Raw genomic sequence first — 15,218 nt, 5'->3', positions numbered from 1 at the left:
GACAGCGTTTCGGGGCCGGGCCGCTCGAAAGCGGCCCGGCCCCGTTGGTTTGCGATCCGCCGAGTGGGCGTCCGGTCAGCGCCGGCCCTCGTCCTTGTCGGTGAGGTGTTCCTTGGCGTCGTGGAGCTTGTCATCGCCCTTCTCTTTCAGGTCGTGCCACTCCTCCTTCGCCCTGCCCTTCAGCTCCTGCGCACGGCCTTCGTTCGCCATGCTCTCGTCGTCGGTCGCGTCGCCGAGTTTCTCCTTGGCGCGCCCGATGAGCTGCTCGGTCTTGTCCTTCGCCTTGTCGATTCCACCCATGGTCTTCCGTCCTTTCTCGAACGGTGATTGCGCCATGGATACCCGATCCGATTCTTCGCACACCTCCGCAGGTCAGGGAGGTCGGGGGCCTCATTCGGCGGGCGTGACGGACGCTCCCGGCCGGGTCCCGCGGGTCCCATTCCGGATCCCCGCCTCGGCTGCTCACGAAGCTCCGCGTCCCGGCCGCCCTTCGGAGGCGGCCTGGAGTGCGGCGGGGAGTCGCGTCCCGTCCCGAAACCGTGACGGCTGGTCGGATCATCCGATGGTGTAAGCGGCGTAGTCGAAATCGGCGAAGCCGCCTTCGGCCGCGCGGTCTTGGACCCAGAGGCCGACGAAGGCGCCGGTGAAACCGAAGGCGTGGACGAGGCCGGGGTCGATCCAGGTGGCGTGCTCGTCGGCGAGGATCGTCGCGTCCGCTTGGGCCGCTGCCGGTTTCCACGCGCCGCCGTCGCGGTAGGCGAAGCGCAGGACCGGGCCGTCGAAGACGATGCGCAGGTCGAGCCGGGGGCCGACTGCGGCGATCGGCGTGGCGGTGCGGCGGCCTCGGTCGGAAGTCTCGAGGGTGAGCGCGCGGCGGCCCTGGTCGAGGCCGATGTGCAGGCTGTGCCAGTTGAAGGCGTTGTAGTAGGCGGTGATCCCGGCCCACTGGTCGGCGGTCCGCGGGTCGAATTCGACGCCCGCTTCGAAGACGCCGCGCTTCGCGGTGACGCGTTGCGCGAGCAGGCTCGGCGTGCGCTTCCCGTGCGGGGACTGGCCGCCGAGGACGCGCAGGTGCGAGGGCCGGTCGGTGAGGCTGAGCCAGTCCGGGCCGGCGTGGCGGCGGAGCGTGGCCCAGCGGTGGTCGAGGACCGGGGCGTCGAAGTCGTCGCGGGCCGGGGCTTCGGGCCAGGGGTGGGCGGGCAGGTGCGGGGCGGGGACCTCCAGAGCCGGTGCGGCGCCGTCGATCCGGGGCCAGCCGTCGATCCAGGAGACGGCGGCGAGGGCGGTCTCTCGGCCGAGGACGCACCGGCCGGTCGCGTCGCGGCCGCGGGCGTCGTCCGGAAGGCCGTCCTCGACCTCGGTGTAGGGCCGCGAGGCCAGGTACGTCATGAACCATTCGCCGGCCGGCGTCTCGACGAGGCTGCCGTGGCCGGCCTTCTGGAGCGGCAGGTCGAGCTTGTCGCGGGTCGTGAGCAGCGGGCCGTTCGGGTCGAGCTCGTAGGGGCCCAAGAGGTTTCGGGACCGGGCGACGATCGCCCCGTGGTTGAAGCCGGTGCCGCCCTCGGCGCAGAGCAGGTAGTACCAGCCGTCGCGCTTGTAGAGGTGCGGGCCTTCGGTGACGCCCGCGGGGCTCGATTCGAGGAGCAGCACCGGATCGCCGACGGCCTTGCCGTCGTCGAGCCGCTGGATCTCGATGCCCTGGAAGCCCGTGATCATGTTGAGCAGCCAGGTGGAGCCGTCGTCCTCGTGGAAGAGCGCCGCGTCGAAACCGCGCCCCGGCAGGCGGACCGGATCGGTCCAGGGCCCGTCGATCGACTCGGCGGTGGTGAGGTAGTTCGCGCAGTCCTTGTAGCCGTAGGCGTAGTTGTCGAGCACGGAGAAGACGAGGTGGAAGCGGCCGTTCGCGTAGGTGAGGTCGGGCGCCCACACGCCGCCCGAGTCGGGGACGCCGGTGAGGTCGAGCAGGCGCACGTCGTCGAGCGCACCGCCGATCGGCCGCCAGTGCCGCAGGTCGCGCGAGTGGTGCAGGCGGACGCCGGGGCACCATTCGAAGGTCGAGGTCGCCACGTAGTAGTCCTCGTCCACCCTGAGGATCGAAGGGTCGGGGTGGAAGCCGGGCAGGATCGGGTTGCGGATCACGTCGGTCACAGGGTTCGATTCAACCGGTCCGCGACACGGTTTGCAAGCGCTATCCCGTGGATTCTCGGACTTCTCGAGGCAGAATGTCCGAGTGACCGCGAAGCCCGACTTCCAGATCCGTCCCGTCCATGCCGAAGAGCATGCGGCCCTTGGGGACTTGACCGTCGCCTCGTACCTCGACGGCGGGTTCCTCATCGGCGGGCTCGACGACCCCTATGCGCCGCACCTGCGCGACGTCGCCCACCGCGCCGCCAGTGCCCAGGTGCTCGTCGCCGTAGGCGAGGGCGGCCTGCTCGGCGGCGTGACGCTCGCGTTCCACGGCAGCCCGATGTGCGAGCTCGGCGGCCCCGGGGACGCCGAGATCCGGATGCTCGCCGTCGATCCGGCCGCGCACGGGCGCGGCGTGGGGTCGGCGCTGGCGGCCGCGTGCGTCGAGCGGGCACGGGCCGAGTCCGGGACGAAGCGGATCGTGCTGTGCTCGCAGCAGACGATGACGACCGCGCACCGCCTGTACCGGCGGCTGGGGTTCGAGCGGGCCCCCGAGCTGGACTGGTATCCGCTGCCGGACGTCCAACTCTGGGGTTTCGTGCTCAGCCTCTAGAGGAGGGCCCCGAAGGCGCGCTTGTAGTCGCCGAGCGCCTGGTCGACCTCGCCTTCGGTGAGGCCGTACCGGGCCAGGTCGTACTTGTGGTCGGTGGGGCGGGCCGCGAGCGCGGCCTCGAGGGCGTCGGCCTCGGTGCGGCCCCAGGGCGCGCCGAGGTGGTCGAAGAGCTGCGGGAGGCGTTCGCGGGCGTCGCGGGTGAGGTCGCGGTAGGGCACGTCGACCACGGCGTACTCGGGGAGGCGGGCGCGGGCGGCGCGGGCGCGGTCGATGCCGGTGGCGAAGAGGCCGAGCCAGGTGCGGCCGAGCTCGTGGGGGTCGATCTCGCCGGTGTTCATGGCGGTGGCCGTCTCGGTCATGGAGCAGAGCGAGGCGAGGGCGGCGGCGGGGTCGCGGTGGGTCCACACGATCTGGGCGTCCGGGAAGGCCTTCACGAGCGCGCCGAGGTTCCACAGGTGCGCGGGGGCCCGCAGGACCCAGCGGCGGCGGGGGCGGCCGTGCTGGAGCACCTGGAGGGTCTGCTTGAGGTAGCGGTAGTCGGGGGCGTAGTCGCGTTCGAGCATCCACTGGACGTAGCCGGGCGGCTGGGCGCGCACGAGGTGGCCGATGCCGTGCGGGAGGACCCAGACGTCGGCGTCGGGCTTCTGCGGGTGCATGTCGTAGACGGCGCCGAAGGTGGGGACGGCCTTGTTGAGGAAGTCGGTGGCGCGTTCGGCGCGGCGCACGTGGTCGGCGGACTCGAGGTCGGCGTGCATGAGCTCGTGCATGAGCGGGGAGCGGTGGGTGGCGGGGACGGCGAGGAGGCGCTGGAGCATGGTCGTGCCGGTGCGGGGGACGCCGGTGACGACGATGGGGCGGCTGACGGGCTCGTCGGCGATCTCGGGGTTGAGGGCGTGGAGCTTGCGGACGCGCAGGCGGTTCTCGAGGCGGTCGGTGACCTCCTGCTGGACGCCGACCCAGCCGGTGAGGGTGAGGCCGTGGATGTCGGCGTAGCCGGCGAGGAGGGCGCGCATGTCGGCGACGAAGGCCTCTTCGCCGTGGGCGGTGGAGCCGGTGCGGTCCTCCGCTTCGCGCACGGCCCGGTCGAGGAGCCGGTCGATCTTCTTGCGGCGCCCCGAGATCGCGGGGGTGAGCACGGTGTTGACGGCTTTGAGCCAGGGTGAGACGCGTTCCATCCGTACCACTCCTTGTGTGCCGGTTGCACGGCACGGTTGGACGGCGCCGTTGGCGCTGTGCCACTTGGATTGTGCCGCTACGAGAATGAGGTGAGCCTACATTCGCGTGCGAATGCGGGCCCACCTCATGGGACGGACTGTGTCGTGGAGCTACACCGGTTGCCTAGGAGTCGCCGCTGGCCTGGAACGAGGCCTCGAGCGGGATCGCGGCGGCGACCTGCGGGGCGAGTTCGGCGATGAAGCTCGCGGAGAGGTGGTTCGCGTCGCGGTAGACGAGGAGGTTGCCGATGACGACGGGGCAGGTGCCCTTGTCGACGTCGCAGAGCCACGGGATCGGGTCGACGACGTGGGCGCCCGCGTCGGTCACGGCCTCGATGAGGGCCGCGCGCCGTTCGGGTTTGATCACCGACTTGTCGAGGTCGCCCACGCAGACGCTGGCGTCCTCGGGGTTCTCCGCGAGGCATTCGGGCACGTTCTCGCCGATGTCCGGGTTGTCGGCCATGTAGTAGACCTCGCCGGCGACCTCGTCGAGGTCGTGCACGGTGTCGGCCCAGCCGTCGATCCAGGCCTGGTCGGGGTCGTCGGCGATGACGTCCTTCTTGTCGTAGGAGGTCGCGAGGATCGCGTCCGGCTTGATCTCGGCGAAGTAGTCGAGCGCGTCGGCCTTCCACTCCTCGCACTCGGTGTACTCGCGGCCGAGCTTGGGGTCGTTCTCGCGGACGTCGGCGACCGAGCAGTTGGACTTCGACATCACGAGCAGGCGCCAGCCGGAGGCCTCGGCGTTCTGGCGGAGCGCCGGGAACCACTGGCCCGCATGGGAGTCGCCGTAGAGGACGATGGTCTTCTCCCCATCGGGGTCGCCGTACCAGCAGTCCTTGTTGATCTTCGGGTCGTCGCGGTCGATCTGGCAGCCGTCGCCGTAGAGGGCGGGCACGTCCTCGACGGCGCCGTCGAGAGTGGGCGTGAGGTTCGCCGGGACGGTGTCCACATCGGAGGACTGGCCGAGCAGTTCCCAGACGGTCGTGTCGTTCCCGGTGATCTCGACGGCCTCTTCGTTCGACCGCTCCGGCAGCGGCTGCGCGGCCATGAACAGGGACGCGGCCAGGGCCGTGGCGATGAGGCCGCCGCCCATGGCGAGCGCCCGGGAGGGCACCTGCACGAGCGGGCGGCGGGTGCGGATCGGGTTCTCGATGAGGTAGAAGGTGGCGACGGTGAGCAGGAACGCGATGCCCATGAGCACCAGGTAGTGGCGCACCCGCACGTCGTCGAGGCCCCACGCGACCGGGCCGATCATGACGAGCGGCCAGTGCCAGAGGTAGAGGCCGTACGAGATCTTGCCGACGAACTGGGCGGGCCTGATGTCCAGGAGCATCGTGGCGCCGAAGCGGTGCGGGGCGCAGCCGGCGGCGATGACGAGCGCGGTCCCGGCGACGGGCAGCAGCGCGGCCGTGCCGGGGAACGCGGTGTGCTCGTCGATGACGAACACCGAAGCGGTGATGAGCGCGAGCCCGGCCCAGGAGGCGAGCGCGGCGGCCCACTTCGGTGCGTGTGCGCGGATCTGGCCGGCTGCGACGGCGATGAGCGCGCCGGTGGCGAGCTCCCATGCGCGCGTGTGGATCCCGAAGTACGACCACACTGGATCGGCGGTGGTCCAGGTGGCGCTCATCCAGAACGAGACGCCCGCGGTGATCACGAGGAACGCCGTGATGGCGACGGTGCGGCCGGGGCCGCGGTGGCGGTGGCGCGCGGCCGTGAACTGGCCGTGGCCGCCGAACTTGGCGCCGAGGAGCGCGATGGCGAGGAGCACCAGGGGCCAGACGATGTAGAACTGCTCCTCGACCGCGAGCGACCAGAAGTGCTGCAGCGGCGAGGGGGCGGCGTCGGCGTTGAGGTAGTCCGTGCCCTCTTGGGCGAGGCGGATGTTGATGACGTTGAGCGCGGCCGTGGCCGCGTCCGCGGCGATCTCGCCGAGTCTGGTGCGGGGCAGCCACACCCAGGCGGCCCAGAGCGTTGCGAGCAGGACCGTGGCGGCGGCGGGCAGGAGCCGCACGGCGCGGCGGGCGTAGAAGCCGGCGATCGAGATGGTGCCGGTCTTGTCGATCTCGCGCAGGAGCAGCGAGGTGATGAGGAAGCCGGAGATGACAAAGAACACGTCGACGCCGACGAATCCGCCCGCCATGTACGGGAAGCCGATGTGGGCGGCGATGACGACGCCCACGGCGATCGCCCTGAGGCCTTCGATGTCGGGCCGCCAGTGGCTGGGGCGCGCACTGGTCCGGCTCTCGGTCTCCCCGTCTCGGGCGATCCGCTGGATCTGCACGGTCTCAGGGTCCCGCTCTCGGTCTATGCGGGCGGCGGCGTCCGCGGACGTCTTCGCCGGTTCTGGTGCGTTGGTCAGACGCATAAGTGATCGGTCTCCGAACGGTTTCACCGGGCATCGGACTCCCAGCCGGGCAGGGCTGGGCTGACTGGGGATCGGGGGTCTTACCGGGGGACGAGAGCCGACCTTAACACTGCCCGCTGCATGGGATCTACCCCCTCTAAAGCGGTGATATTGCCCTCAGCCGCAGCGTATCGGGGTCGTTCCGCTACGCGAAGCGGCGGGGGCGCGCCCGCTTCCGGACGCGCCCCCGCCGTGCGCATTGGAGCTTTCTAAGGAACGCCTTAGGGGACGCCCGGGGGTTCCGGGGTCTGGCGGAGCAGGCCCTCCTGCGTGGCCGAGGCGAGGTGCACCCCGTGCGCGTCGAAGAACCGGCCCTGGGCCAGGCCGCGGCCGTCGGCGGCGGTCGGCGACATCGAGTCGTAGAGGATCCAGTCGTCGAAGCGGAACGGCCGGTGGAACCACAGGGCGTGGTCCAGGCTCGTGCCGAGGTAGCCGCCGGGGCCCCACACCTCGCCGTGGCGCGACAGGACCGAGTCCAGCAGCGTCAGGTCCGAGGCGTAGGTGAGCACGCACACGTGGATGAGCGGGTCGTCGGGCAGGCGCCCGTCCGCCTTCATCCACACCCGCTGGCGCTCCTGCGCGGGGCGCTCGCCCGAGGCCGAGAAGCCCGAGCCGCCGCCCGCGTAGCGCACGTCGATCGGGCGCGGCACGCGCGCCCAGATGCCGAGCCGGTCCGGGTGGGCCTTGAGCTGCTCGCTCAGCGGCGGGATGTCCTCGGGCCGGGCCAGGCCGTCGGGGGCCGGGTCGGCGTGCTCCAGGCCGCGCTCGCCGGTGTGGAACGAGGCGGACATGAAGAAGATCGTCTGCCCGTTCTGCAGCGCCACCGTACGGCGTACGGAGAAGGAGCGGCCGTCGCGGATGTTCTCGACCTGGTAGACGATCGGCTTCGTCGAGTCGCCGGGGCGCACGAAGTAGCCGTGCAGCGAGTGCACCCGCCGGTCGGCCGGGACGGTGCGCCCGGCCGCCACCAGCGCCTGGCCGGCGACCTGGCCGCCGAAGACCCGCTGGTGGGCCCCTTCGGCGCGCGGTCCCCGGAAGAGGCCCTTGTCGATCTCCTCCAGGTCGAGGACGCCGAGGAGCGAGTCCACGGCGTCCTGGCCTACGAGGACTTCACGCCCAGTGCTGCTCAACGGTTCAGGAGCCGATCTGGTGGACCCGGACGGTGTTCGTCGAGCCGGGGGTGCCGGCCGGGGTGCCGGCCACGATCACGACGAGGTCGCCCGGCTGCGCCAGGTGGTGCTCCTGCAGGGTCTGGTCGACCAGCTTGAACATCGCGTCGGTGTGGTCCACGTGCTCGACCAGGTACGAGTCGGTGCCCCAGGAGAGCGCCATCTGGTTGCGGACGCTCTCGATCGGGGTGAGGCCGTAGATCGGGCGGTTCGGCTTGAGGCGGGCGAGGCGCTTGACGGTGTCACCGGTCTGGGTGAACGCGACGAGGGCCTTCGCGCCGATCGCGTCGGCGATGTCGGCGGCCGCGTGGGTCACCGCGCCGGACTTCGTCTTCGGGTCGTGCAGCAGCTCGCGCAGCGCGATCGGGCCGGTCTCGGTGGTCTCCACGATCTTGGCCATGGTGCGCACGGTCCCGATCGGGTACTTGCCGACCGAGGTCTCGCCGGAGAGCATCACGGCGTCGGTGCCGTCGAGGACGGCGTTGGCGACGTCGGAGACCTCGGCGCGGGTGGGCCGGGCGTTCTCGATCATCGAGTCGAGCATCTGGGTGGCCACGATGACGGGCTTCGCGTTCTCGCGGCAGAGGCGCACGATCTCCTTCTGCACGATCGGGACCTCGTCGAGGGGCATCTCGACGCCCAGGTCGCCGCGGGCGACCATGACGCCGTCGAAGGCCCGGACGATCTCCTCGAGGCGCGCGACGGCCTCGGGCTTCTCGACCTTCGCGATGATCGGGCGGCGCACGCCGACCTCGTCCATCACCTTGTGGCCCAAGCGGGCGTCGTCGGGGCTGCGCACGAACGACATCGCGATGAGGTCCACGCCGAGGTTCAGCGCGAACTTCATGTCGGAGATGTCCTTCTCGGACAGCGCCGGCACGGAGATGTTCACGTTCGGCAGCGAGAGGCCCTTGTTGTTCGAGACCGGGCCGCCCTCGACCACGAGGCACTCGACGTCGGTGTCGTCGGCGCCGAGCACTTCGAGCGCCAGCTTGCCGTCGTCGACCAGGAGGCGGTCGCCCTTGGTGACCTCCGCCGGGAGCTTCTTGTAGGTGCAGGAGACGCGGTCGTGGGTGCCGTCCACGTCGTCGGAGGTGATCTTGATGCGGTCGCCCGCGTCCCACTGCTCGACGCCGTTCGCGAAGGTGCCCAGGCGGATCTTGGGGCCCTGCATGTCGGCCAGGATGGCGACGGGTTTCCCGGCGGCCTCGGCGGCCTCCCGGACCATCTGGTAGACGGCCTCGTGGTCGGACTGGGCGCCGTGGGAGAAGTTCATGCGGGCGACGTTCATGCCGGCGTCGATCAGGCCGGCCATACGCTCGGGCGTGGCCGTGGCAGGCCCGATGGTGCAGACGATTTTTGCTCTACGAGTCACCCTGCGAGCTTATATCGGACGCCTACTCGCACTCGCAGGGTCTCCGCAGTTGAGAGGTGGAATTCACCGGTGCTGGAATGCAAATCGAAGATAGGCGGAATTGAGCCCGAGCAAATATTTACTGGGCTCAATTCCGCCTATTGCACTTACGCGACGAGTGCCTGTGCGTTCGATTCGACCGGCGCCGGAAGCGCCGTCTGACCGCCGAGGAACTTGTGCGCCGCGGCGGCGGCCGCGCGTCCTTCCGCGATGGCCCACACGATGAGCGACGCTCCACGGTGGGCGTCGCCCGCGACGAACACGCCGGGCGCGTCCGTCTGCCAGTCGTCGCCGCATTCGATCACGTTGCGGCGGCTGCGCTCGATCCCGAACTGCCGCAGCAGCGGCTGGTCCTCGGTGCCCGCGAAGCCGATCGCGAGTAGGACGAGGTCGGCCGGCACGATCTGCTCGGTGCCCTCGACCGGGATGATGTCGCGGCGGCCCTGGGACTTGTCGACCCGGACCTCGCTGAAGCGCATCTGGCGGACGTGCCCGTGCTCGTCCCCGATGAACTCGGCGGCGGCCGACGCGTAGTTGCGCTCGCCGCCCTCCTCGTGCGCCGGGTAGTTGCGGACGATGACCGGCCAGGTCGGCCACGGGTCCTTCCCCGCGTCGCGGAGCTCCGGCGGGGTCGGGTACAGGTCGAGCTGGCGCACCGAGGCCGCGCCCTGCCGGTGGGCCACGCCCAGGCAGTCCGCGCCGGTGTCGCCGCCGCCGATGATGACGACGTGCTTGCCCTTGGCGTCGATCGGCGCGAACGGGGCCTTGCCCGCCACGACCTGGTTGGCGCCCACGAGGTGCTCCATGGCCTGGTGGATGCCGGCGAGCTCGCGGCCCGGCTGCTCCGTCTCGCGCCCTTCGAGCGCGCCCACGGCCAGGATCACCGCGTCGTGGCGTTCCCGCAGGTCCTCGGCGGTGATGTCGACGCCCACGTTGACGTCGCACTCGAACTCGACGCCTTCGGCGTGCATCTGCTCGATGCGGCGGTCGATCTGGTGCTTCTCCAGCTTGAAGTCCGGGATGCCGTAGCGCAGCAGGCCGCCGGGGGCGTCGTCGCGCTCGTACACCGTGACCGCGTGGCCCGCGCGGGCCAGCTGCTGGGCGGCCGCCAGGCCCGCCGGGCCCGAGCCGACCACCGCGACGGACTTGCCGCTGGCGAGCTCGGCCGGCTGCGGCCGGACGTTCGCGTCGTCGAACGCGCGGTCGATGATCTCGACCTCGATGTTCTTGATGGTCACCGGGTCGTCCCCGATGCCCAGCACGCAGGCCGCCTCGCACGGCGCCGGGCACAGCCGCCCGGTGAACTCCGGGAAGTTGTTCGTCGCGTGCAGCTGCTCGATCGCCGCGCCCCACCGGCCCGTGCGGGCCAGGTCGTTCCACTCGGGAATCCGGTTCCCGAGGGGACAGCCGTTGTGGCAGAACGGGATGCCGCAGTCCATGCAGCGCGAGGCCTGGGCCGTCACGATCGCCTTGGACGTGCGGGTGTAGACCTCGCGGTTGTCGAGGATGCGCACCGGCACGGGGCGCTTCTTCGGCACCTCGCGGCCGTGCTCGAGGAATCCGCTCGGATCAGGCATTGGCGGCCTCCTTCTCGGTCAGGACGAGCGTGCGGGTCGTGATCGTGTCAATGGCTTGACGGGCGAGGACGGCCTTGTACTCGCGTGGGATGACCTTCGTGAAGCCGCTCGCGGCCCGCGGCCAGTCGGCCAGCAGGTCCGCCGCGACCGTCGAGCCGGTGGCCCGGCCGTGGCGCAGCAGCAGCGAGTGGACCAGGTCGATGTCGGAGGCCGACAGCGGGTCGAGGTCCGCGAGCGCGGTGTTGGTGCGCGACTCGTCCAGGCGCCACACGTAGGCGGTGCCGCCGGACATGCCGGCCGCGAAGTTGCGGCCGGTGGGGCCGAGGACGAGGACGGTGCCGCCGGTCATGTACTCGCAGCCGTGGTCGCCCACGCCTTCGACGACGGCGACCGCGCCGGAGTTGCGGACGGCGAAGCGCTCGCCGACCTTGCCGCGGATGTAGACCTCGCCGGAGGTCGCCCCGTACAGGAGCGTGTTCCCGGCGATGACGTTCTCCTCGGCCTTGAACGGGGCCCCGGCGTCGGGCGTGAGCACGAGGCGTCCGCCCGAGAGGCCCTTGCCGACGTAGTCGTTCGCGTCGCCCACGAGCTTGAAGCTCGCGCCCCGGGTGAGGAAGGCGCCGAAGGACTGCCCGGCCGTGCCGCGGAACGTGAGGTTCACGGTGTCCTCGGTGAGGCCTTCGCGGTGCGCGCGGGAGACCGCGGCGCCGAGGAGCGCCCCGACGGAGCGGTCGGTGTTGCGGATCTCGAGCTCGGCCGTGACGCGCTCGCCCTGCTCGATGGCGGGGCGGGCGAGCTCGACGATGCGGGCCCCGAGCGTCGACTCGACGCCGTGGTCCTGGACGGCGGCCTGCGTGCGCGGGCCCGCGACCGGGACGGCGATGACGTTCGAGAGGTCCACGCGGGCGGCCTTGCGGCCGGGTCCGGGGATCTGCTTGAGGCGCTCGACCGAGCCGATCGCCTCGTCGAGCGAGCGGTAGCCGAGCCCGGCCAGCAGCTCGCGGACCTCTTCGGCGATGTAGCGGAAGAAGTTCTCCACGAACTCGGGCTTGCCGGTGTAGCGCTCGCGCAGGCGCGGGTCCTGGGTGGCGACGCCGACCGGACACGTGTCGAGGTGGCAGACGCGCATCATGACGCAGCCGGTGACGACCAGCGGCGCGGTGGCGAAGCCGAAGCCCTCGGCGCCGAGGAGCGCGGCGACGACGACGTCGCGGCCGGTCTTCATGGCGCCGTCCACTTCGAGCTTCACGCGGTCGCGCAGCCCGTTGCGGATGAGGGTCTGCTGGGCCTCGGCGAGCCCGATCTCCCACGGGGTGCCCGCGTGCTTGATCGAGTTGGCCGGGGACGCGCCCGTGCCGCCGTCGTAGCCGGAGATGAGGATCGTGTCGGCCTTGGCCTTGGAGACGCCCGCGGCCACGGTGCCGACGCCGGTCTCCGAGACGAGCTTCACGTGGACCTCGGCGTCGCCGCCGCCGGCGTGCTTGAGGTCGTGGATGAGCTGCGCCAGGTCCTCGATCGAGTAGATGTCGTGGTGCGGGGGCGGGCTGATGAGGCCCACGCCGGGCGTGGCGTTCCGGGTGTCCGCGATCCACGGGTACACCTTGTAGCCCGGGAGCTGGCCGCCCTCGCCGGGCTTGGCGCCCTGGGCCATCTTGATCTGGATGGCGTCGGCGGTGGCCAGGTACTCGGAGGTGACGCCGAAGCGGCCCGAGGCGACCTGCTTGATCGCGCTGCGGCGCAGCGGGTCGTACAGGCGGTCGACGGCTTCGCCGCCCTCGCCGGAGTTGGAGCGGCCGCCGAGGCGGTTCATGGCGATCGCGAGGGTCTCGTGCGACTCCGCGGAGAGCGCGCCGTAGGACATCGCGCCGGTGTGGAACCGCTTGACGATCGACTCGACCGGCTCGACCTCGTCGAGCGGGACGGCCTCGCGGCTGTCGTCGAAGCCGAGCATCCCGCGCAGCAGACCGGAGTCCGCGGCGATGGCGTTGACCTTGTCGGTGTAGCGCTTGAACACGCCGTACTGGCCCGAGCGGGTGGCGTGCTGCAGCAGGAACACCGTCTCGGGGTTGAACAGGTGCACCTCGCCTTCGCGGCGCCACTGGAAGTCGCCGCCCGGGGGCAGCGGCTCGCTCGTCTCGATCTTCCGCTCGTAGGCGGCGCGGTGGCGCTCGGCGACCTCTTTGGCGAGGGTCTGCAGGCCGATGCCGCCGATCGAGGAGTCCGTGCCGGTGAAGTACCGGTCGACGAAGTCCGCGTCGAGGCCCACGGCCTCGAAGATCTGCGCGCCGGTGTAGGAGGCGACCGTGGAGATGCCGATCTTCGACATCACCTTGAGCACGCCGCTGCACAGGCCCTTGATGTAGTTCTCGACGGCCTGCGCGGGCTCGGCGTCGACGACGCCCTGCTCGCACAGCTCTTCGATGGAGTCGAAGGCGAGGTACGGGTTGATCGCGGCCGCGCCGTAGCCGAGGAGGACCGCGGCGTGGTGCACGGTGCGGCAGTCGCCGGACTCGACCAGGAGCGCCACCTTCGTGCGGGTCTGCTCGCGCACGAGGTGCTGGTGCACCGCGGCGGTGAGCAGGAGCGACGGGATCGGCGCGAGGTCGGCCGTGGAGTCGCGGTCGGAGAGCACGAGGATGCGCACGCCGTCCTCGATGGCCTCGGAGACGTGGCGGCAGATCTCGACCAGGCGGTCCTTGAGGCCGCGCGAGCCGTGGCGGGCCTTGTAGACGCCGGAGACGCGCACGGCCTTGAAGCCGGGCATGTCGCCGTCGTCGTCGATGTGGAGGATCTTCGCGAGCTCCTCGTCCGACAGGATCGGGCGGGCGAGCTCGATCTGGCGGCACGAGTGCGGGCCGGGCTCGAGCAGGTTGCCCTCGGGGCCGACGGTGGTCCCGAGCGCGGTGACGAGCTTCTCGCGGATCGCGTCGAGCGGCGGGTTGGTGACCTGCGCGAACAGCTGCGTGAAGTAGTCGAAGAGCAGCTTCGGGCGCTTGGAGAGGCCCGCGATGGGCGTGTCCGAGCCCATCGAGACGAGCGGCTCCTCGCCCTTGCCGGCCATGGGCGCCAAGATGAGCCGCAGCTCCTCGTCGGTGTAGCCGAAGGTGAGCTGGCGGCGGCGCAGGGACTCGGCGTCCCAGCCGACCGGCTCGCGCTCGGGCAGCTCCTCGAGGCGGATGAGCCCGGCGTGGAGCCAGTCCCCGTACGGGTGCTCCTTCGCGAGGGCGTCCTTCACCTCTTCGTCGTCGAGGATGCGGCCGGCCCCGGTGTCCACCAGGAACATGCGGCCCGGCTCGAGGCGGCCCTTCTGGGCGACCTTGGAGGGCTCGATGTCGACCACGCCGGACTCGGAGGCGAGCACGACGAGGTCGTCGGTGGTGCGCCACCAGCGGGCGGGGCGCAGGCCGTTGCGGTCGAGGACCGCGCCGATCTGGACGCCGTCGGTGAAGCAGACGGCGGCGGGGCCGTCCCAGGGCTCCATGATCGAGGCGTGGTAGCGGTAGAAGTCGCGGCGCTTCGGGTCCATGGTCGCGTTGTGCTCCCAGGCCTCCGGCATCATCATGAGCATCGCGTGGGGCAGGCTGCGCCCGCCCAGGTGCAGCAGCTCGACGACCTCGTCGAAGTTCAGGGAGTCCGAGCCGCCCGGGGTGTTGATCGGGAAGAGGCGGCGCAGGCGGCCGGGCAGGGCCTCGGTCGCGAGCTCGGCCTGGCGCGCGGTCATCCAGTTGCGGTTGCCGCGGATGGTGTTGATCTCGCCGTTGTGCGCGACCATCCGGAACGGGTGGGCGAGCGGCCACGACGGGAACGTGTTGGTCGAGAACCGGGAGTGGACGAGGGCGATGGCGCTCATGAAGCGCGGGTCGGCCAGCTCCGGGTAGAACTGCGGGACCTGCGCGGGGGTGAGCATGCCCTTGTACACGATGGTGCGGGCCGAGAGGCCCACGATCGCGGAGCCGTCGAGGTGGCGCTCGCGCATCTCGCGCTCGGCCTGCTTGCGCACGGCGTAGGCGAGGCGGTCGAGCTCGAGGCCGGCGGCGGCGCCGTCCTCGGAGGCGAGGAAGACCTGGGAGACGCGCGGCTTGGAGGCCAGCGCGGCGGCGCCGAGGCCGGACGGGTCGGTGGGCACGTCGCGCCAGCCGAGGACGATGCATCCTTCGGCGACGGCGTACTTCTCGAGGATCGCGCGGGCGCGCGAGGTGGCGTCGTCGTCTTCGGGGGTGAAGACCAGGCCGGCGGCGTAGTGGCCGGCCTCGGGGAGGCTGAATTCGACCGTGTCGCGGTAGTAGGCGTCGGGGATCTGCAGCATGATGCCGGCGCCGTCGCCCGAGTCGGGGTCGGGGGCGGTGGCGCCGCGGTGCTCCATGCGCACGAGCGCGGAGAGCCCGTGCTCGATGACGCTATGGGCCGCCCGGCCTTGCATGTCGGCGACGAACGCGACACCGCAGGCGTCGTGTTCCCAAGCGGGGCGGTAAAGACCGGGCTCTGAGTTCAGGGCAGAACGCAACCGTGGCCTCCTTCGTCGTCGAGGGCTCCAGCAGCAGGTGGGGGCGCGGAGCACTACGGTGTTTCATACGGGACGACGTCGGCCCGAGAGAATGCAAAGTGTCAGACGAGTGTAATGCATCGCTCATCTGATGGACACCATCGTCCTACGATCCGAGCAGGTAGCGCGGTTTTTCTCACGTGTGCGACGGAAACGG

General features: G+C 71.0%; 9 protein-coding genes. 1 reads left to right on the top strand and 8 read right to left on the bottom strand.

Annotated elements, in window-relative coordinates; translation table 11 throughout:
• Positions 1-75 precede the first annotated feature (75 nt).
• Both O2L01_RS16295 and O2L01_RS16290 read right to left on the bottom strand, forming a co-directional pair.
• Positions 76-300 (bottom strand): CsbD family protein, encoded by a 225-nt coding sequence (locus O2L01_RS16295; protein ID WP_270123033.1) that lies wholly within the window; start codon positions 298-300, stop codon positions 76-78.
• Positions 301-555: 255 nt separating this feature from the next.
• The gene (locus O2L01_RS16290; RefSeq protein WP_270123032.1) at positions 556-2,148 is read right to left on the bottom strand and encodes a glycoside hydrolase family 43 protein; all 1,593 of its coding nucleotides are present in this window, start codon (positions 2,146-2,148) and stop codon (positions 556-558) included.
• An 82-nt stretch (positions 2,149-2,230) separates the two neighbouring features.
• Here O2L01_RS16290 and O2L01_RS16285 point away from each other — a divergent pair, with 82 nt between their 5' ends.
• Positions 2,231-2,740 carry a GNAT family N-acetyltransferase gene (locus O2L01_RS16285; protein ID WP_270123031.1) on the top strand — a complete coding sequence of 170 codons (510 nt, stop codon included), beginning with the start codon at positions 2,231-2,233 and terminating at the stop codon, positions 2,738-2,740.
• Here O2L01_RS16285 and O2L01_RS16280 read toward each other — a convergent pair.
• The 6 genes from O2L01_RS16280 to gltB all read right to left on the bottom strand — a co-directional run bounded on the left by O2L01_RS16280 (position 2,737) and on the right by gltB (position 15,022).
• Positions 2,737-3,915 carry a sulfotransferase family protein gene (locus O2L01_RS16280; protein WP_270123030.1) on the bottom strand — a complete coding sequence of 393 codons (1,179 nt, stop codon included), beginning with the start codon at positions 3,913-3,915 and terminating at the stop codon, positions 2,737-2,739. The genes O2L01_RS16285 and O2L01_RS16280 overlap by 4 nt on opposite strands.
• 163 nt (positions 3,916-4,078) lie before the next feature.
• Positions 4,079-6,235 (bottom strand): acyltransferase family protein, encoded by a 2,157-nt coding sequence (locus O2L01_RS16275; RefSeq protein WP_270123029.1) that lies wholly within the window; start codon positions 6,233-6,235, stop codon positions 4,079-4,081.
• 344 nt (positions 6,236-6,579) lie between these two features.
• Entirely contained in the window at positions 6,580-7,488 is a 909-nt protein-coding gene (locus O2L01_RS16270; protein WP_270123028.1) for an acyl-CoA thioesterase, read from the bottom strand.
• A 4-nt stretch (positions 7,489-7,492) separates the two neighbouring features.
• Positions 7,493-8,902: a pyruvate kinase gene (pyk, locus tag O2L01_RS16265; protein ID WP_270123027.1), complete on the bottom strand. Its 1,410-nt coding sequence runs from the start codon at positions 8,900-8,902 to the stop codon at positions 7,493-7,495.
• Positions 8,903-9,048: 146 nt separating this feature from the next.
• Complete coding sequence (locus tag O2L01_RS16260) at positions 9,049-10,518, bottom strand: glutamate synthase subunit beta (RefSeq protein ID WP_270123026.1); 1,470 nt, start codon at positions 10,516-10,518, stop codon at positions 9,049-9,051.
• Complete coding sequence (gene gltB / locus O2L01_RS16255; protein ID WP_270123025.1) at positions 10,511-15,022, bottom strand: glutamate synthase large subunit; 4,512 nt, start codon at positions 15,020-15,022, stop codon at positions 10,511-10,513. The genes O2L01_RS16260 and gltB overlap by 8 nt, the downstream gene beginning before the upstream one ends.
• Between the last annotated feature and the right edge of the window lie 196 nt (positions 15,023-15,218).

The sequence above is a fragment of the Glycomyces lechevalierae genome, assembly GCF_027622945.1.
Taxonomy (GTDB): Bacteria; Actinomycetota; Actinomycetes; order Mycobacteriales; family Micromonosporaceae; genus Glycomyces; species Glycomyces rutgersensis.
Note: the sequence above shows the minus strand (reverse complement) of the source record. Positions and strands in the feature narration are given on the sequence as shown.

What these genes read in the sequence shown, in the direction of transcription:
- O2L01_RS16295 (WP_270123033.1), bottom strand. Translation starts at nt 300, where the DNA reads ATGGGTGGAATCGACAAGGCGAAGGACAAGACCGAGCAGCTCATCGGG.
- O2L01_RS16280 (WP_270123030.1), bottom strand. Translation starts at nt 3,915, where the DNA reads ATGGAACGCGTCTCACCCTGGCTCAAAGCCGTCAACACCGTGCTCACC.
- O2L01_RS16260 (WP_270123026.1), bottom strand. Translation starts at nt 10,518, where the DNA reads ATGCCTGATCCGAGCGGATTCCTCGAGCACGGCCGCGAGGTGCCGAAG.